This is a genomic window from Burkholderia sp. Ac-20353 (assembly GCF_017104785.1).
Taxonomy (GTDB): Bacteria; Pseudomonadota; Gammaproteobacteria; order Burkholderiales; family Burkholderiaceae; genus Burkholderia.
This window is the reverse complement of sequence record NZ_JAAGPL010000007.1, coordinates 96,103-112,969: the sequence shown is the minus strand read 5'-3', so window position 1 is coordinate 112,969 and position 16,867 is coordinate 96,103. Positions and strand designations below refer to the sequence as shown.

Annotated in this window: 13 protein-coding genes and 3 pseudogenes; 12 read left to right on the top strand and 4 right to left on the bottom strand. The window is 61.4% G+C overall.

Annotated elements, in window-relative coordinates; translation table 11 throughout:
• Positions 1-281: 281 nt before the first annotated feature.
• The 5 genes and pseudogenes from G3N94_RS03605 (at position 282) to G3N94_RS03590 (ending at position 3,565) form a co-directional block, all read left to right on the top strand.
• The gene (locus G3N94_RS03605; protein ID WP_205790719.1) at positions 282-1,220 is read left to right on the top strand and encodes a LysR family transcriptional regulator; all 939 of its coding nucleotides are present in this window, start codon (positions 282-284) and stop codon (positions 1,218-1,220) included.
• Between the two features lie 114 nt (positions 1,221-1,334).
• The gene (locus G3N94_RS03600; protein ID WP_205790718.1) at positions 1,335-1,706 is read left to right on the top strand and encodes a BON domain-containing protein; all 372 of its coding nucleotides are present in this window, start codon (positions 1,335-1,337) and stop codon (positions 1,704-1,706) included.
• 145 nt (positions 1,707-1,851) lie between these two features.
• A pseudogene (locus G3N94_RS43130) lies at positions 1,852-1,988 on the top strand (histidine phosphatase family protein); the annotation flags it as partial.
• 207 nt (positions 1,989-2,195) lie between these two features.
• Positions 2,196-2,393, top strand: a pseudogene (locus G3N94_RS03595) (LysR family transcriptional regulator); the annotation flags it as partial.
• 191 nt (positions 2,394-2,584) lie between these two features.
• The gene (locus G3N94_RS03590; RefSeq protein WP_205790716.1) at positions 2,585-3,565 is read left to right on the top strand and encodes an NADPH:quinone oxidoreductase family protein; all 981 of its coding nucleotides are present in this window, start codon (positions 2,585-2,587) and stop codon (positions 3,563-3,565) included.
• 82 nt (positions 3,566-3,647) lie between these two features.
• On the opposite strand, the pseudogene G3N94_RS42165 reads toward G3N94_RS03590, so the two are convergent.
• Together G3N94_RS42165 and G3N94_RS03580 are read right to left on the bottom strand one after the other, a co-directional pair.
• Positions 3,648-4,012: pseudogene (locus G3N94_RS42165) on the bottom strand (IS110 family transposase); the annotation flags it as partial.
• 53 nt (positions 4,013-4,065) lie between these two features.
• On the bottom strand, positions 4,066-5,148 hold the full coding sequence (locus G3N94_RS03580; protein WP_205790714.1) for a porin: 1,083 nt from the start codon (positions 5,146-5,148) through the stop codon (positions 4,066-4,068).
• A gap of 438 nt (positions 5,149-5,586) precedes the next feature.
• Between G3N94_RS03580 and G3N94_RS03575 the strand changes: the two genes are divergently transcribed.
• Both G3N94_RS03575 and G3N94_RS03570 read left to right on the top strand, forming a co-directional pair.
• On the top strand, positions 5,587-6,549 hold the full coding sequence (locus G3N94_RS03575; RefSeq protein ID WP_205790713.1) for a cyclase family protein: 963 nt from the start codon (positions 5,587-5,589) through the stop codon (positions 6,547-6,549).
• A 110-nt stretch (positions 6,550-6,659) separates the two neighbouring features.
• Positions 6,660-8,339, top strand: a complete 1,680-nt coding sequence (locus G3N94_RS03570; RefSeq protein WP_205790712.1) for an AMP-binding protein — start codon at positions 6,660-6,662, stop codon at positions 8,337-8,339.
• A 42-nt stretch (positions 8,340-8,381) separates the two neighbouring features.
• Here the strand turns inward: G3N94_RS03570 and G3N94_RS03565 are convergent, their stop codons facing one another.
• Positions 8,382-9,308, bottom strand: coding sequence for a LysR family transcriptional regulator (locus G3N94_RS03565; protein ID WP_205790711.1), 927 nt, complete (start codon positions 9,306-9,308; stop codon positions 8,382-8,384).
• Between the two features lie 611 nt (positions 9,309-9,919).
• Here G3N94_RS03565 and G3N94_RS03560 point away from each other — a divergent pair.
• Positions 9,920-10,237, top strand: coding sequence for a DUF485 domain-containing protein (locus tag G3N94_RS03560; RefSeq protein ID WP_205790710.1), 318 nt, complete (start codon positions 9,920-9,922; stop codon positions 10,235-10,237).
• Positions 10,234-11,910: a cation/acetate symporter ActP gene (actP, locus tag G3N94_RS03555; RefSeq protein WP_205790709.1), complete on the top strand. Its 1,677-nt coding sequence runs from the start codon at positions 10,234-10,236 to the stop codon at positions 11,908-11,910. The genes G3N94_RS03560 and actP overlap by 4 nt, the downstream gene beginning before the upstream one ends.
• A 336-nt stretch (positions 11,911-12,246) precedes the next feature.
• On the opposite strand, the gene G3N94_RS03550 is transcribed toward actP, so the two are convergent.
• Positions 12,247-13,638 (bottom strand): MFS transporter, encoded by a 1,392-nt coding sequence (locus G3N94_RS03550; RefSeq protein ID WP_205790708.1) that lies wholly within the window; start codon positions 13,636-13,638, stop codon positions 12,247-12,249.
• Positions 13,639-13,957: 319 nt separating this feature from the next.
• Between G3N94_RS03550 and G3N94_RS03545 the strand changes: the two genes are divergently transcribed.
• The 3 genes from G3N94_RS03545 to G3N94_RS03535 are packed head-to-tail and all read left to right on the top strand — an operon-like array spanning position 13,958 to position 16,736.
• Entirely contained in the window at positions 13,958-14,680 is a 723-nt protein-coding gene (locus G3N94_RS03545) for an enoyl-CoA hydratase/isomerase family protein (protein WP_205790707.1), read from the top strand.
• Between the two features lie 42 nt (positions 14,681-14,722).
• A complete protein-coding gene (locus G3N94_RS03540; protein ID WP_205790706.1) occupies positions 14,723-15,898 on the top strand; it encodes a CoA transferase in 1,176 nt (391 codons plus the stop codon).
• Complete coding sequence (locus G3N94_RS03535; RefSeq protein WP_205790705.1) at positions 15,867-16,736, top strand: enoyl-CoA hydratase; 870 nt, start codon at positions 15,867-15,869, stop codon at positions 16,734-16,736. The genes G3N94_RS03540 and G3N94_RS03535 overlap by 32 nt, the downstream gene beginning before the upstream one ends.
• Positions 16,737-16,867: the final 131 nt, after the last annotated feature.

Here is a 16,867-nt window from a genome sequence, read left to right as displayed (position 1 = left end):
TCAGCGATAGGGAATTGCGAATTCATCAAGCATCCCATATGACTCGATGACCGGATAGCCCCCCCGTGCGGGGGGCTGATTGCGAGTTACGGAATGCTCGACAATCCGTACCATTGAGCGTGGCGGCGCGTGGCGCGAACGAATGTCCCGTTACGCTGGCGCCGTCCCTTCAGGCTGCAATCTCCAGATGGTTTTGTCGGGTGTCACTTCCACAGCGTGCATCACCAGGCCTCCCCCGATCGCACGTTCTGTGCAAAGACAGTGATTGACGATGGATCAAAATGGACATGCTTGAAAACATGCGGACATTCGTACGCGTCGTACAGGCCGGCAGCTTCACCGCAGTGGCAAAACAGACCGATGTGGCGATTGCACAGGTGTCGAGGGCGGTCGCCGGTCTCGAGGAATACGCGCAAACCCGGCTGTTGCATCGAACGACTCGGAGAATTGCGCTGACAGACAGTGGGCGGCGTTACTTTGAGCGCTTGTTGTCGATCCTCGGCGACGTGGATCAGGCGAACGCCGAGGCCCGAAATGCGCTTGTCCGTCCATACGGGCGCTTGCGCGTGCACACCATGCCTGGACTCGGGCAAAGTCATGTAACCGAGTCGGTCGTTGCCTATCAGGCGGCCTTTCCCGAGGTTGCGGTCGAAATCACATACTCGCAGCGGATGCCGAATCTGGTGGAAGAGGGCTACGACGTGTCGGTCGTCACCGCATCGAGTCTGCCGGATTCCGCCTATATCGCGCACACCTACGGCAAAAGCTACAGCGTTCTGGTGGCATCGAAAGCTTATCTCGACCAGTACGGCACCCCCTTGAAACCGGCTGATCTTGCCGGCCATACGTGTCTGCGCCTTGATACGCCAGCGGAATCAAGCGACGAATGGCTGCTTCACGGCGCACGTGGCGAGATCGTATCGCACTCGGTCCTGTCGGCGCGGTTTCAGGCGAATGCGCCGGAGGCGATGACCATTGCTTTGCGTGCCGGCCTGGGGATCGGGTCGTTGGCCATCTATTCGGTCATTGACGATCTGCGAAGCGGACAGCTCGTCAGGGTGTTGCCGGCTTATCGCCTGACGATGCTCGACGTTTACGCGATGTACGTGTCCAGGCAATTCATGGACGCAAAAATACGAACGTTTCTCGACCATTTGCGCATGACACTATCGCCGGCGCTGGAAGCCGACGAGCAGGCACTGGATTCGATTGCCGCATAGGGCGGGCAGGCATCCTGCCGAACGGCGAGCACGCCGCCAAGCGTAACACCGGACGTCGAACTCAGGCGTCCGCTAATCCGTAGTTTCCCGTTCGTTCTTGTCCAGGAGAGGATGATGAAGACACGTCTCGTGAGCGTTTTTGCCAGTATCGTCGCGTTGTCGTCCGCGATGTGCTACGCGCAATCCGGTACACCCGATGCGCAAACGACCAAAACGGCGGCAACGTCGCCCCGTGCGGCGAAGAAGGCCGAGCGCGTGGAGAATCGCGCGTTCGCGAAGAAAGTCCGTCAGGCGATCGTGAAGACCCCCGGCATCGGCAATGCGCAGGTCACCGTGTTTGCCAAAGCAAAGACGGGCGAGGTTACGCTGGCCGGAATGATCACGGACGAGTCGCAGGATAAAGCCGCTGTGGAGGCAGCTCGCCAGGTACCAGGCGTCACGTCGGTGACAAGCAAGCTCCAATTGCGATTGGAAGGCGGCCAGTGACGTGGAGAATTCGATACACGCGTGAGCGATGCAAATCCTCCGGACCGAGGCGTCCGGAGGATTTCATGGAATGAATGGCTCGCGATTCAATAAGTGAGTTTTGAGGCGAGCGTGTATTTACCAGGCTGAACGTATCCGACCTGGTGTGCACGCAACTGCGGAATTCACTCTCGTACGGCACGGATTGTGTCGTTCGACACGGAGAACCACGAGAGGCTCTCAGCGCACGGCGAACAGCAAAGTGTTTGGCGGGGCGAGTATTTTGCGCGACAGGACATCACGTGTATTTGCAGGCGATCGTCCGAGTGGAGGCCATCGATGGCGTGTCTGACCCGAGTGCGCTGTTCCGTGCGGTGCGGACGCGGTCGTGGACACCGTGCGAATGCGTCGCCGACGGCGAACGCGATGTCGTCGCGCGACACGGAAGGGTAGTGATCGCGCGCGTTTCGATGCGGCAACGAGTCCGGCGATGCCGGATCGAAGATTGGCATGAATTTCTTCATCGTATTCGATGCGATCTACGTCAAGTCCAAGCTGGCGCGCGCGACCGATGTGCTGGGCATCACAGAGCCGGCCGTCAGCAAGGCGTTCGTGCGCTTGCGCAAGACCCTGAACGAACCGCTGTTCGTCGGCACCATGGCTGGGATGCTACCGACAGCGGAGAGCATCTCCGACCGCGTGCGTGACGTGTCGCCGATCGCGATTCGCGGCGCTTTCCGACCAGCGGCGGCATTCATGTTGTTGCAGTGATATTCCGCACATTTCCGCGTTGCCGTTCGAGCGACCGTGATCGAATGTCGCTCCGGTATCGAGGTATGGGCCACGGCGGGGCGGTGACACTAAGCGGCTCGCGATGCCGCGCAAGGAGAAGTGAACGCATGAAAGCTCTACTTTGTACGGCCTTCGGACCGATCGACCGGTTGCGACTCGAGGACGTCGCGGTTCCCGAACCGGCCGCAGGACAAGTGCGGATTCGCGTAAAGGCCGCTGCGCTTAATTTTCCCGATGCGCTGATCGTTCAGGGGCTGTACCAAACAAAGCCGGCGCTACCGTTTTCGCCCGGCGCGGAGCTCGCCGGCATGGTCGACGCGGTCGGCGAAAGTGTGACTGCTTGGCAACCTGGCGATGCCGTGATCGCATGGACTGGCTATGGCGCATTCGCGGAGATGTGTGTCACCGAAGCGGACCAGCTCACCACACTGCCATCCGGGATGGATTTCGATCAGGGCGCCGCGTTGACGTTGACATACGGGACGTCACTGCACGCGCTTCAGCAGCGGGCATGCCTACAGCGGGGGGAAACATTGCTCGTGCTGGGCGCCGCGGGCGGTGTCGGGCTCGCAGCGATCGAGATAGCGAAGGCGCTCGGCGCGCGTGTCATCGCGGCTGCGTCGACGGCTGATAAATTGGCGCTGTGCCGCGATGCGGGCGCGGACGAGACGGTTGACTACGTGACCGACGACCTGCGTCGCCGCGTCGACGAACTGACCGATGGGCGCGGCGTTGACGTTGTGTACGATCCGGTGGGCGGCTTGCACAGCGAGGCGGCGTTGCGCGCGACCGCCTGGCGCGGTCGGTTTCTCGTGATTGGCTTTGCTGCTGGCGAGATTCCGAAGATCCCGCTGAATCTGGCGTTGCTCAAGGAGCGTGACATCCTTGGCGTGTTCTGGGGCGATGCGGTGCGCCGTGATCCGCAACAGCATGTGGCCACCATGCGACTGCTTGCTGCATGGTTTGCGGCGGGCAAGGTCCGGCCTGTCATCACCGAGCGTGTGCCGCTTGCCGGCGCAGCCGATGCGATCGCCCGCATGGCGGATCGCCAGGTCAAAGGCAAAGTGGTGATCGTGGCGGATGTATAAGCCGGCGCGGTCGTGGCGGCTCGACGACGGCCGGCGCGACGGAGAGCGCAGCCGTTTGAGGCCAATGAGCGTGTTCGATGCAGGCCATCAATTGGCGTGGGTGAGCAAAGCGGGACAGATCGCCGAGTGCGGCGAGCATCCCGACCGCCGTGGTGAACTGCACGTCGCGCTTCGTCTGCAGGCCAAGGACGGCTGGATGGAAGCGCCAGTTGACGACTGCCTCGCGCAACGCAGCCTCGAGCCGCTCGCATCGTCGTTGGCGCCGACCCATGCGCGAGCCAGATCGCGAAATGCTTCATCTTCGACGCTGGGCACGTACACCGCTGACAGATCCCCGGCGCGCAGCGACCGCGCAAGCTTCACAGCATCACGGCGATCGGTCTTGATGCATTCACCCGGCTTCCCGGGAATCAACGATGGTGCGCCCACCATGCACTCCTAGCCCGCGTTTGATCCCTCGCAGCAGGCCAGCCCTTGTGCCTCACGGAGAGTCGTACTGACTAGAAGAGATGCCGAATCCCGACGACGGTGCCGAATGTCGATCCCGAGGCACCGTAAAGTGCACCGTTGGTTGAAAGGCCGGTGTTCATCTTTCCATGGTTGTTGACGAAGCCGAACTGGCCGTAGAGCAGCGTCGCCTTCGACAGACTATAGGTCAAGCCTGTTGCGGCCAGGATCGAATGATTCCGTGTGTCGTTTCCGTCACTCGTATACCAGACGCCCGCGTCAGCGTATATCGTGGGCGTGAATCTGTAGCTTAAGCCCCCACCGTATACGCGGCTGTCGAACGAGCCTGCGACCTTGTAATTGACGAACAGCACGTTCACGATCAGGTCGTTGAATGTATAACGGGCACTAATCGTGCGGCCCGAGAATGCCACTGTGCTCGGCACCGGTGTCGCGGCAGCGGTGCCGCCCGCATTACCGCTATACATGGCTGCGCTAACCAGAATCGGGCCATACGTGTAGTTCAGGCTTGCGGAATACTGGCGACCCGCCTGGAAATTGCCAGCGACGCCGCCAAGCGCGAGCATCGCGTTGCCCTGAAAACCCGCAATCGTCGGGCTTGCATACGAAATCGCATTTGCGTTGAAGATGCCGGTGACTAGCACGTTGCCGACGTAAAGCGGCACCTGGCTGCCGAAGAACGACACTGAGCGCGGGTCTGTCGAGATCAGCGACAGCACGAATGGGGAAAATTGCAAACCGGCCTTGATGGTGCCCAGGTCGCTCTGGATGCCGATCCAGGCATGGCGGCCGAAGAAATTGCCATTCGAGTCGGTGAAGTTACCTTGCGACAGGTCGATACCGCTTTCGAGCGTGAAGATCGCTTTTACGCCGCCGCCGAGATCCTCGGTGCCTTTCACGCCGAACAGCGACGGCGTCATTCCGCCGCTGATCAGCGAAAACTGATGGCCAGCGTTCTGTCCGCTCGTGGTATCGAGCGTCTTGCTTGTATACAGGAAGCCGCTGTCGACGATCCCGTAAAGCGTTACGTTGCTCTGCGCATGCGCCTGCAGCGCGGTGCTTCCCAGTACGGCTGTCAACAGCGCGATTCCACTGATTTTGGAACGAACGGGCATCTTCAATCATCTCCAAATTGATTATGTTCTTCTAAATGTGTTTATTGATCGTTGGAAGTAAATTTGAAAACTATTGGATTTGAGTAAAAACAATTTTATTAAACGGCGAGCCGGTGAATGCGAGGTTGATTTTTAGGTGATCAATGCTCGTGGCGCTGATTGGAAAGTAAAATTTAGAAGTGGGTGATTGGGGTTGTGGTGTAATTTGTCGGTGATCTTAGATCAATGATCCATTGTGTGGAAATATGGGGGTAGTACTAGATATGTACGAATCTAATTGAGTGCAATGAAAACAATTCATTTGCATCGAATTTTATGCGAGCCTACGCTGTCGTCAATGAAAAATACTTCGATGAATCTCGGCGGTATGAGTGGGGGTCTTCCGCACGCATGCTCGACCGAGGAGGTTTCGACGGTAGATTTGAAAGGAGACGATGCATGGAGTCGAAGAATGTTCCGGAGTTGGCCGAACTGTTGCGTGATGCGCCGAAGAACTGGGGAAAGTGGGGGGCCGACGACGAGGTGGGTTCGCTAAACTACCTGACCAGATCCGAGGTGCTGCGTGGCGTTTCGGCGGTGCGCTCTGGAAAGACGTTTACGCTGCAGATTCAGATGGGGAACCCGAAGGGCGATCCTGTCTGGCCGGGTCGCTCACCGGCTTGCCGCATGAATGTGATGGACAAGGGGCACTACATGTGCGGCAAGGGGCCGTTGTTTCCCGGGCTCCTTGAATACGCGGACGACATGATGATCATGTATCTGCAAGGCTCAACGCAGTACGACGCGCTCGGCCATGTCTGGTACGGCGACCAGATCTGGAATGGCTACGACGCGAAATCGACGATCGGCGGCCTCGCGAAGGCGAGTGTATTGCCGATCGCGGAACGCGGAGTCGTCGGGCGCGGCGTGCTGATCGATATCGCACGGCATCGCGGCAAGGCGGTACTCGACCCGGGCGAGACCTTTACGCATCGTGATTTGCTCGACGCAGCCGACGCGCAACGCGTGACGATCGAACAACGTGACATCCTCGTGATCCGCACCGGCTGGATTGGCTCGTTCTACGAGCGCGACAAGGCGGAGTTCTACAAGAATTTCATCGAGCCGGGCTTGACCTACAGCCCCGAGCTTGTCGAATGGTTCCAGCAGATGGAGATTCCGAACCTCGTCACGGACACGATTGCGAACGAGGTGACGATCGATCCCGAATCGGGCGTTGCACTGCCGCTGCACAACGCGCTGATGCGCAACCTCGGCATCACATTGACCGAGATTGCGCAGCTCGATCCGCTCGCCGCCGACTGCGCGGACGACGGGCAGTGGTCGTTCCTCTATACGGCAGCACCGCTCAAGATCGTCAACGGCAGCGGCGCACCGGTCAACCCGGTGGTCATCAAGTAGGCCGTCTACATTTCCGGTCCGAACGTGTCCGGCGCAGTTAGCGCCGGGCACACCGTGCAATTTCGGCGACGCGTGCACCGGATGCCGCGGCGCCCATTCGTGGAGTGCCCATGACGCCCTATGACAGCAAGCCCTGGCTCGCGAACTATGCGACCGGCCATCTGGCGACGATCTCGCCGGTGTTTACAGACGCACTGAGCATGTTCCGCGCGGCCGTCGAACGGGCGCCGGAGCGTGCCGCGATTCTGTATTTCGACGGCGTGCTGACTTACGCTGAGCTCGACGCCCTGTCGGATGCCCTCGCAAGCGCGTGGCTCGCGCGCGGCTGTGTCCGTGGCGATCGCGTTGCACTTTATCTGCAAAACGTGCCGCAATTCATGATCGCGCTCGTTGCCGCATGGAAGCTCGGGATGATCGCGGTGTCGATCAATCCGATGAATCGCGCACGTGAGCTGCGTGTGCTGCTCGCAGATTCGGGCGCGCGGATGTTGGTCTGTCACGAATCGCTTTATGCCGGTGTCGTACGCCCGTTTCTTGCGGAGGAGGCTGCAGCCGCCGCGCGCGGCGAGCCGGCCGTACAGCCGGCCGTCATGACGACGTTCGAACTTGAATACCAGCACCGAAATGACGCACGGCTGTTTGCCAACACGCGACGCCAGCCGGCCGAAGGTGCGGAGGATCTGTCGACGGCGATCGCCGCGTATCGTGGCCACAGGCCGCCGCCCGTCGCCGTCGGATCGTCGGACATCGCGATGCTTGTCTATACGTCGGGCACTACCGGCGCGCCGAAGGGGGCGATGAACACACACGGCAACATCGCGTTCAATGCGCAGGTATACCGCGACTGGATCGAACTGCGCGAAGGCGGTCCGATCCTGGGTGTCGCTCCGCTGTTCCACATTACCGGGCTTGTCGGGCATATCGGCGCGGCGTTCATCTGCGCTGCGCCGTTGATCCTCGCGTGCCGTTTCGAGCCGGGCGTGATCCTCGACGCGATCCGCGAGCATCGCGCCGAATTCACGATCGGCTCGATTACGGCATTCATCGCGCTGATGAACCATCCACTTGCAACCCGCGAGCATCTGGCATCGATGCGGCGCATCTACTCGGGTGGCGCACCGATTCCGCCAAGTGTTATCGACGCGTTCCGGGAGCGCTTCGGCCACTACATTCACAACGGCTACGGGTTGACCGAGACGAACTCGCCGACGCACTGCGTGCCGCCTGGATGCGAGGCGCCCGTCGACCCTTCGTCGGGGACCCTCGCAGTCGGCGTGCCGGTGTTCAATGTCGAGTCGTACATTGGCGACGAAGAGGGCCGGGCACTGCCGTCAGGCGAGACCGGCGAGATCATTTCGCGTGGACCGATGGTTGTACCCGGCTACTGGAACAAGCCGGCAGAGACCGCGAAATCAATCGTCGACGGCTATTTCCGTACCGGCGACGTCGGTTTCATGGACGAGCATGGCTGGTTCTATCTCGTCGATCGAAAGAAGGACATGATCAACGCGGGCGGCTACAAGGTCTGGCCGCGTGAAGTCGAAGACGTGCTGTATACGCATCCGGCCGTGCGCGAGGCAGCCGTCGTCGGAGTGGCGGACAGCTACCGTGGCGAAACGGTCAAGGCTGTCGTGAGCCTGAAACCGAATGCACAGGTCGCACCTGACGCGCTGCTCGCGTACTGCAAGGATCGGATGGCGGCGTACAAGTATCCGCGCATCGTCGAGATCCTCGACGAGTTACCGAAAACCATGACCGGCAAGATCCTGAGGCGCGAGCTGAAGGGGTAGAGAGGGCGGGACGCCGTCTGGCGGAGACGACCGGGCATCGTGTCACAGGTGTTGCGCCGCCTCTGCATGAGCGGACTCGAATATCGCCCTGAGTCGCTGTCGGAGCCATACGTTCGCTGGATCAGCATCGGAATTCGCATGCCAGTAGAGATACGTATCGATCGATGCGTCGAACGGGCATTCGATCATCTGGTTGTCGACAAGTTGGTTGAGCAACCGGGCGTAGCGCTCCGGCATCGTCAGCAGCAGGTCGGTCTGGTTGATCACGCGGCACGCGGCGAAGTAGCGGATGCATCGCAGGCGGACGCGCCGCTCGGCGCCGAGCTTGACGAGTGCAGAGTCCTCGACGCCGCCGCCGCGTCGCCGGCTCGTCACGAGCACGTGCTCTTCGGCGAGGTAGGCGCCGAGATCGAGGTGCTGTCCGACGCGCGGATGATCGCGTCGGCACAGTACCACGTACTTGTCTGTCGCGAGCCTGGCGCTGCACACCGACTGCGGGTGAGGCAGCAACACGTCGATGACGGCATCGAGCGAACCAGTGAGCAGGTCTGCTTCTATCGTGCGCCGATCGTGCTGTATCGCGGCGACATCAACCGACGGAGCATGCTGCGTGACATATTGCATGATGGGTGGCAATACGACCGGCTCGTGTGCGTTGAGAACACCGAGCGTAAACCGTCGATTCGCCGATTCGGCGTCGAAGCGACTGGATTCGTGCAGCGTGCATTCGAGCGTGTGCAAGCCATCGCGTACACGCGCAATGATCGCGCGCGTAAATGGGGTTGGCACCATTGCATTGCCGTGACGCTCGAACAGCGGGTCGCCGAGCAGTTCGCGCAACCGATTCAGTGCATGGCTGACCGCCGATTGGCTGAGGTTGAGCTGCTGTGCCGCGCGCGTGATGCTCTGCTGTGTATAAATGCGATCGAGAACCACGAGGAGATTCAGGTCGGTTCGGAAGATATGCATGACATTAGCAATGAAATGAGGTGTCGTGGTTCCCTGTAATACGAATGTCCGGACGTGGCATCCGCACGGTCGATCATGCGCTCCGCCGATAACACATCGACGGCGTACACGCCGGCGTCATGGAGCGGGCACTCGAGCAGTCGGACGACAGAAACTGCGCTGTGATCGCCCAGCGGTTCCTGCGCCTGAGTCCGTCCGTCAGAAATACCGCTTGAAGCCCCGTTTTTGTCCCCCCCGGACAGGGGGGAGTTGCATCGTGCCGGTGTAAGCGCATTGAGGCCGGTCGGCAGTCGCCGACCGGAGTAGTCGGGTCATTCCCGGCGAAGCAGCACACGCATTACCGCCCCCCACTGGAGGGGGCTGCAATTCGGCAATCGTGCCAATAAGCTCAGTCGTACGGGTACCCGGATGATCGCGACACGGCGGCCGGCAGATTTGTCTGCATGTCCGTCCCGTCGCCGGTGTGGAGGGTGGAGAAGGCCTGAAGTGCTGCGCCCGGCGACTCATCGCTCTCCTGATCGCGCGGAAAATATTATATGGATAACGAATTTTATTGGCAGGATCGAGGACCGAAAGGTGATCCGGAATCCAGACATTCGAGGAGGATGCATATGACGTTGAATGAAAGTGCGGTATCGCGCATGCGGGAGCATGCGAAGTTTCGTGAACTGGTCGCGGAACGGTCGCACCTGGTCAGGGCGTTGATGGTCACCGTTTTGGGGGCGTATTTCGGGCTGATCTCGCTAGTTGCGTTGCGGCCCGATCTGTTGCGCAGTCCCGTGTCCGCGGGTAGCGTCACGACTGTCGGTGTGATGTTCGCGGTTGCCGTGATCGTGGCGGGATGGGGGCTCACCTGGCTTTACGTCCATGTCGCGAACGACCGGTTCGAAAGGTTGAGCGACGAACTGCTCGGCGAGGTGGGTAAATGAGGTCAATCGCACACATTTGGTCGGCTGCATTCGCGTTTTCCGCCGCGCCGGCAGGGCTCGCATGGGCGGGCCCCGTCGCGGTGGGTGGCCAGCGGCAGCCGCTCAATCTCACGGCCATCGCAATGTTCATGGTGTTCGTCTGCATCACGCTGGGCATCACGTACTGGGCAGCGCATCGCACCAGGACGGCGAGTGATTTCTTTACCGCCGGCGGCGGCATTAGCGGCCTACAGAACGGCCTTGCCGTTGCCGGGGACTACATGTCCGCCGCAACGCTGCTTGGCGTCGTGAGCCTCGTCTATTCGAAAGGCTACGATGGTTTGCTCTATGTCGTCGGGTTCTTCGTGGGCTGGCCGGTGATGCTGTTCCTCATGGCAGAGCGACTGCGCAATCTCGGCAGGTTCACGTTCGTCGACATCATCGCCTACCGGCTCGATCCGATCAGCACGCGCTGGATGGGGGTGATCAGCTCGTTGACGGTCGTGTTCTTCTATCTCATCGTCCAGATGGTCGGCGCGGGTGAACTCGTTCAACTATTGTTCGGGATCGACTACAACTATGCGGTCGTCGGCGTCGGGTGCCTGATGATCGTCTATGTGACGTTCGGCGGAATGATCGCGACGACGTGGGTTCAGATCATTAAGGCCGTCCTGCTGATGTTCGGCGGCACGCTGTTGATGATACTGGCACTCAGTCACTTCGGTTTCAGCTTCGAGCGGCTTGCGGTGTCAGCGGTTTCGGTGCACAAGGGCGGGAGCTCACTAATGGAACCGGGACGGCTGTTCGCAGACCCCGTCTCGGCCGTCTCGATGTCGCTTGCTACCGTATTCGGCCTATCCGGATTACCGCACGTTCTGATGCGCTTCTTTACCGTGCCGAACGCGCGTGAGGCAAGAAAGAGCGTGTTCGTCGCGAGCACATGCATCGGTTTCATGTTCATCGCGATGTTCATCATCGGTCTCGCAAGCGTCGTGATTGTCGGCACGGACCCGCAGTTTTTCGAAAATGGGCGCACCGGCGGGGTGCTTCTCGGTGGGAGCAACATGGTGGCCATGCATCTGGCAAAGGCGACGGGCGGCAGCCTGTTCCTCGGATTCCTTGCAGCGGTAACGTTCGCTACCATTCTGGCGGTGGTGTCGGGTCTGGCGCTGGCGGGGGCGTCCGCCGTGTCGCACGACATCTACGCCAATGTGATATGCAAGGGGCGAGCGGACGGCGCATCGGAGATCCGCGTGACCCGATGGACGACGCTGGCGATTGGGGTCATCGCCGTGCTGCTTGGCATTCTGTTCAAGGGGCAGAACCTCGCGTTCCTCGTTGCGCTTGCCTTCAACGTCGCCGCTTCAGCAAACTTTCCACCGCTCGTGCTTTCGATGTACTGGAGGGGATTGACGAGTCGAGGTGCTGTTTGCGGTGGCGTCGTCGGGCTCGTATCGTCCGTCGCGTTGGTTGTGCTGTCGCCCGCGGTGTGGAAGTCGGTGCTCGGGCATCCGGCTGCCGTGTTCCCTTACGATCATCCCGCATTGTTCACAATGCCGCTGGCGTTCCTGGCGAGCTACGTGATTTCGATGTTCGACCGAAGTGCGAAGGCAGCCGCGGAGCGTCGCGCGTTCGATGCCCAGTTCGTGCGTGCGCAGACCGGGCTCGGTGCGGAAAGGGCGGTCGAGCATTGATTTGACGACCGGCCGTCCCCGATGTTCAGCGGCGGACGCGGCGGAGATCGATGCAGGGCGGCGGTGGCAGGGAGTGTGGGCCGGGCGCTTGCGCCTCGCGTGCTGGACGGCAGACAAGCAGGCCCGGAATCCGGGCCGCTCTGCGCAGCGCAGACGGTCATCGCGCCGCGTAGGTCCACGACCGCCGAGCCGATCTTGAGAACGGCCGGAAACCATTCGACAGTCTCGCCGTTCGCGACCCCGTTGCGCGATAGCGCCTGAACCGGATACATAAGGTCGCGCGTGCGGCTTTCAAATGGCCGCGCATGCATTGTGCGGCTGGCCTGGCGCGTCGGTTCACTCGAACAACCCCGCTGCCTTGTCCGGCACGCTCGCTTCAATCTCGCCGCAGGTCGGCATCGGGGCGCCGGTGCGCTGCGTGGTGTCGTTGCCGCCTAGGCAATCGCGATTGACGTAGCGGGACGCGATCGCGAACAGGACGGCGGCGACGAGATAGATCGTGAGGCCGCACAGGATGGAATAGCGCAGCGACTGCGTGCCGAAATGCACGCGCATCGCGTCCGACAACGCACCCAGTATCAAACTCCCGAGTCCGACGCCGATCAGATTGTTGATGAAGAGGAAGCATGCGGATGCGGTGGCGCGCGCCGGCGGAGGCGCGAGGAGTTGAATCGACGAAATGATCGGGCTGAACCAGACATACGACAATGCAGCCGGGACGACGAACAACAACAGCGCGAAGTACGGAGACGACATCATCAGCCCGGCGACATAGAACGGCACCGACGCTGCCAACATGGTCGCGCCGGCACGGACGTAAGTGGACGGATTGTCGGGACCGAAGCGGTCGCCGAGCCAGCCGCCGAGCCAGACGCCCAGCACGCCACCGACGAGCACGACGGCGCCGTAGCTCACCGAGATGGCCATGAGGCCAAGGCTGAAGGTGCGGCTGAAAAATGCCGGCAGCCAGAACACCAGCCCGTAGTTCATCAACGAGGCGAGCGACGAGCCTAGCGCCAGGAACAAGAAGCTCCGCTTGCGTACGAGCAGTGCCACGATTGCGGTAAGGCTCGGGGGATCGGCTGGCTCGCGCTCGGACGCGGCGGCGTCGGCGGCGCGCACGGGTTCGCGCACCAGCGCACGGAATACCGGCGTCAGTAGCAATCCTGCCAGCCCGACGGCGATGAATGCGGTACGCCAGTTGACAGTATTCGCGATCCAGCCGCCCAGCATGATGCCGGCAGCCGATCCGATGGGAATGCCGAATGCGTAGATCGCGATCGCGCGGCTGCGCAGGTGTCTCGGGAAATAGTCGGTGATCAACGCGAACGACGGAGCAACGCCGCCGGCTTCGCCGACGCCCACTCCCATCCGATACGCGAACATCTGCCAGAAGCTTGTCGCCATGCCGCAAAGCGCGGTGAAGAGGCTCCACAGGCCGAGCGAGATCGTGACGATCCAGGTGCGACTCTTGCGATCGGCCAGCCAGGCGATTGGAACCCCCAGGCCCGCATAAAAGATCGCGAACGCCACGCCGCCCAAGGTGCCCAGCTGGGTATCCGTCAATCCGAGTTCGTGTTTGATCGGAATGACGAGGATCCCGATGATCTGCCGGTCTATCCAATTCAGCGCGTACACCAGCAGCAGCATAACCAGCACTAGCCAGCGATACCCGCCGGCGCGGATTGGCGTCGGCGTTGCCGTCGGCCGTTGCGTGTCATCCAGCATAAATCCTCCCGTGATGTGCGACCTCAAGAACATGGCGGAACAGTCCGGCAAGCTGGTGCTCGAGTACCACATGCCGTACTGCGTTTTCATCGAAGAGAATACAAAAAACATATTTGGTATTCCAATTGGGGGATGTCACTAGAAGCTTGCTGCCGGATGGGCGATTGAGAATCCCGAATTTCCGTGCGAAGTTGTCGAAGTTTTCGGCTGAAATTCGTGTTTACCACGACGCAGGAGACGCAGGTGACGAGCGAATTGCTGTTGCAATCAGTATTCTAAAAATATAGGCTGTATACCGAATGACCAGAGAGGAGACACCATGTCTGAAAATGCAGTCCTGTACAAATCGGCTGACGGTGTCGCGACCGTCACCATCAATCGGCCGGCCAAGAAGAACGCCGTCAACCGCGAGGTCGCACAGGGCCTCGAGGACGCGTGGCGACAGTTTGAGCACGGCGGAGAGCGCGTGGCGGTGCTGACCGGGGCGGCCGGCGATTTCACCGCGGGAATCGATATCGGCGACGCGCCGACCACGTCGAACTGGGCGCCGAACCTGGCTGTGCCGATAAGCAAACCGGTGATCGTTGCTGCCGAAGGATGGTGCATCGGTGCCGGGATGATCATGCTTCAACAGGCTGACCTGTGCATCGCCGCATCGTCGGCGCGCTTCCGCTATCCGGAGGCGCGTATCGGGCTGACGCGTGGTTTCGCTGTCGGCCTTGCCGCGAAGGTTCCGCACAAGCTGGCGATGGAAATCCTGCTGCGCGGCGCCGTCCTGAGTGCGGACGACGCGTATCGGGCCGGCCTCGTGAATCGCGTGGTCGAACCGGGGCAGGCGCTTGCCGTGGCGCTGGACTGGGCGCGCGAGATCGCCGCGGCCGATTCCCATGCAGTGACCTACATCAAGGCGGGCGTCGATGCCACGGTGCCGCGCGGTGCGGCGGAGCACGCGGAGCGCGTGCGTTGGCTGACCGAACAGGTCCCTGCGAATCGCCGCTTGCTCGCCGGTGAGATTTCAATTGCCCAACTGAAGGAGGTGTGACATATGGCCCAGCATCCGGGCTGCGAGCCCTTGCAGTCGCCGTTGCGCAACCTGCGCGTACTTGACCTGACCCACTTCCTGTCTGGGCCGTTCGCGACGATGATTCTCGGGGATCTCGGCGCAGAAATCATCAAGATCGAGCCGCCGGGCGGCGATCCTACCCGGCAGATCCCGCCGTTTCACGACGACGGTGTCGGTACTTTCTATTTCAGCGTCAATCGAAACAAGAGAAGCGTGGTGCTCGACCTTAAGCGCGACGAGGATCGCGAGACCTTTCTTTCGCTGGTCGAAACCGCCGATGTCGTGTGCGAGAACTTCCGGCCCGGTGTGCTGGACCGGCTGGGCATCGGCTACGATGCGCTCGTGAAGCGCAAGCCGGACATCGTGCTGTGTTCGATCTTCGGTTTCGACAACGAGGGGGAATACGCGGATCGGCCGGCCGTGGATACGCTGGTTCAGGCACTGAGCGGCATCATGAGTCTCACCGGCGAGCGCGACGGGCCTCCGGCGCGTGTCGGTATCCAGATCGGCGACACCGGTGCCGGCCTGTGGGCCGCGATCGCGGTGCTGGCAGGATTGCACGGACGCCATGCCGACGGCAAGCCCCGGCATGTCGAGGTGTCATTGTTCGACGCGCAACTTGGTCTGCTCGTCTGGCAAGCTCAGGACTTCTTATCATTTGGCACCGTCTATACGCGTATGGGCACGCGACATGCAACGCTGCCGCCGAGCCAGGCATTCCGTTGCGCGGACGGGCGATATGTTTATGCGACGCCTAGCGCGTTGCCTCACTGGTGGCGTGGCTATTGCGAAGCGCTGCATCTGCCCGACCTCGCAACAGATGCCCGTTTCGCTGACCTGTCGCTGCGCCAGCGCAACCGGGATGCACTTGAGGCGTTGCTCGAGGCGCAGTTCGCGAGCCGCAAGTCAGGCTACTGGATCGCGCGATTTCGCGAGCATGACGTCCCGGCGGCGCTGGTCCAGACAGTCAAGGAAGCGTTCGAGTTTCCGACGGTCGAGCGTCGCAACATGGTCGTCCATGTTCAGGACGCGAACGGGCGCGTCACGCGCATGGTCGGCAATCCGGTCAAGACGGGTTCGGAAGAACGGTTTGCCGCGCCGCCCGGGCTTGGCGAGCATACGAGCGAAATTCTCGAACGCATGAATGCATGGAGTGATGACAACGATGAGCACGGCAAGTATTCCCGCATCGCCTGACGATGCGGATCCGGTGTTGTTCGAAGCGGTCGGCAACGTAGCACTGATTACGCTGAATCGTCCGGAAGTCCGCAACGCACAGAATGGCGCGCTCCTCTATGCGCTCGACCGTGCGTTCGAGCGATTCGCCTATGACGATTCGCTTGCCGTCGCCGTCCTGAACGGGCGCGGACCGCACTTTTCTTCCGGGCATGACCTCGGCAAAACGGCGGACCGCGAAACCTCGTTCGACCGCCGGTCGCTGTGGTGGGATCACGTCGGCAAACGCGGCGCCGATAACCGGTTCGCCCGCGAAAGCGAACTGTACGTCGGGCTATGCCGACGCTGGCGCGAACTGCCGAAGCCGACGATTGCCGCCGTGCACGGCGCGTGCATCATGGGCGGCCTGATGATTGCCTGGTCGTGCGACCTGATCGTCGCGAGCGACGATGCGTACTTCGCCGACGCCGCGGTCGATTTCGGTATCCCCGGTGTCGAGCTGTTTGCGCATCCGTGGGAACTGGGCAGCCGCCGCGCGAAGGAACTGCTCTTTACCGCGGAACGCCTGACCGCGGCAGACGCGCATCGGATCGGCATGGTCAACAGGGTGGTCCCGCGCGCGCAGTTGATGGACGAGTCGATGGCGCTTGCCGCGCGCATCGCTGCGCGTCCACGTCTGGGGCTGGCGCTCGCGAAGCAGGCTGTCAATCAATGCGACGACCTGATGGGTTACCGCAGCGGCACCGATCTCGCATTCGGCCTGCATCAGCTTGCGCACGCGCACAACGCTGAAATTGGCGAGAGCCCGAACGGAAAGGGCTCTCCTCAGGCGGTGAAGCGCGCATTGGCGGGGGGCTGACCGCGTGCGGCATCGCATGACGCCGCCTTGAGCATGCGGTAGGTTGCGATGCCGTGCTATGCCGGGTACGAAACCGGGCAGTCGTGCAATCGAACATAAAAATACAGGAAGGTTTGGAGGACGACATGAGG

What these genes read in the sequence shown, in the direction of transcription:
- G3N94_RS03570 (WP_205790712.1), top strand. Translation starts at nt 6,660, where the DNA reads ATGACGCCCTATGACAGCAAGCCCTGGCTCGCGAACTATGCGACCGGC.
- G3N94_RS03550 (WP_205790708.1), bottom strand. Translation starts at nt 13,638, where the DNA reads ATGCTGGATGACACGCAACGGCCGACGGCAACGCCGACGCCAATCCGC.
- G3N94_RS03575 (WP_205790713.1), top strand. Translation starts at nt 5,587, where the DNA reads ATGGAGTCGAAGAATGTTCCGGAGTTGGCCGAACTGTTGCGTGATGCG.
- G3N94_RS03590 (WP_205790716.1), top strand. Translation starts at nt 2,585, where the DNA reads ATGAAAGCTCTACTTTGTACGGCCTTCGGACCGATCGACCGGTTGCGA.
- G3N94_RS03535 (WP_205790705.1), top strand. Translation starts at nt 15,867, where the DNA reads ATGAGCACGGCAAGTATTCCCGCATCGCCTGACGATGCGGATCCGGTG.
- G3N94_RS03600 (WP_205790718.1), top strand. Translation starts at nt 1,335, where the DNA reads ATGAAGACACGTCTCGTGAGCGTTTTTGCCAGTATCGTCGCGTTGTCG.
- G3N94_RS03560 (WP_205790710.1), top strand. Translation starts at nt 9,920, where the DNA reads ATGACGTTGAATGAAAGTGCGGTATCGCGCATGCGGGAGCATGCGAAG.
- G3N94_RS03565 (WP_205790711.1), bottom strand. Translation starts at nt 9,308, where the DNA reads ATGCATATCTTCCGAACCGACCTGAATCTCCTCGTGGTTCTCGATCGC.
- G3N94_RS03545 (WP_205790707.1), top strand. Translation starts at nt 13,958, where the DNA reads ATGTCTGAAAATGCAGTCCTGTACAAATCGGCTGACGGTGTCGCGACC.
- G3N94_RS03605 (WP_205790719.1), top strand. Translation starts at nt 282, where the DNA reads ATGGACATGCTTGAAAACATGCGGACATTCGTACGCGTCGTACAGGCC.
- actP (WP_205790709.1), top strand. Translation starts at nt 10,234, where the DNA reads ATGAGGTCAATCGCACACATTTGGTCGGCTGCATTCGCGTTTTCCGCC.
- G3N94_RS03580 (WP_205790714.1), bottom strand. Translation starts at nt 5,148, where the DNA reads ATGCCCGTTCGTTCCAAAATCAGTGGAATCGCGCTGTTGACAGCCGTA.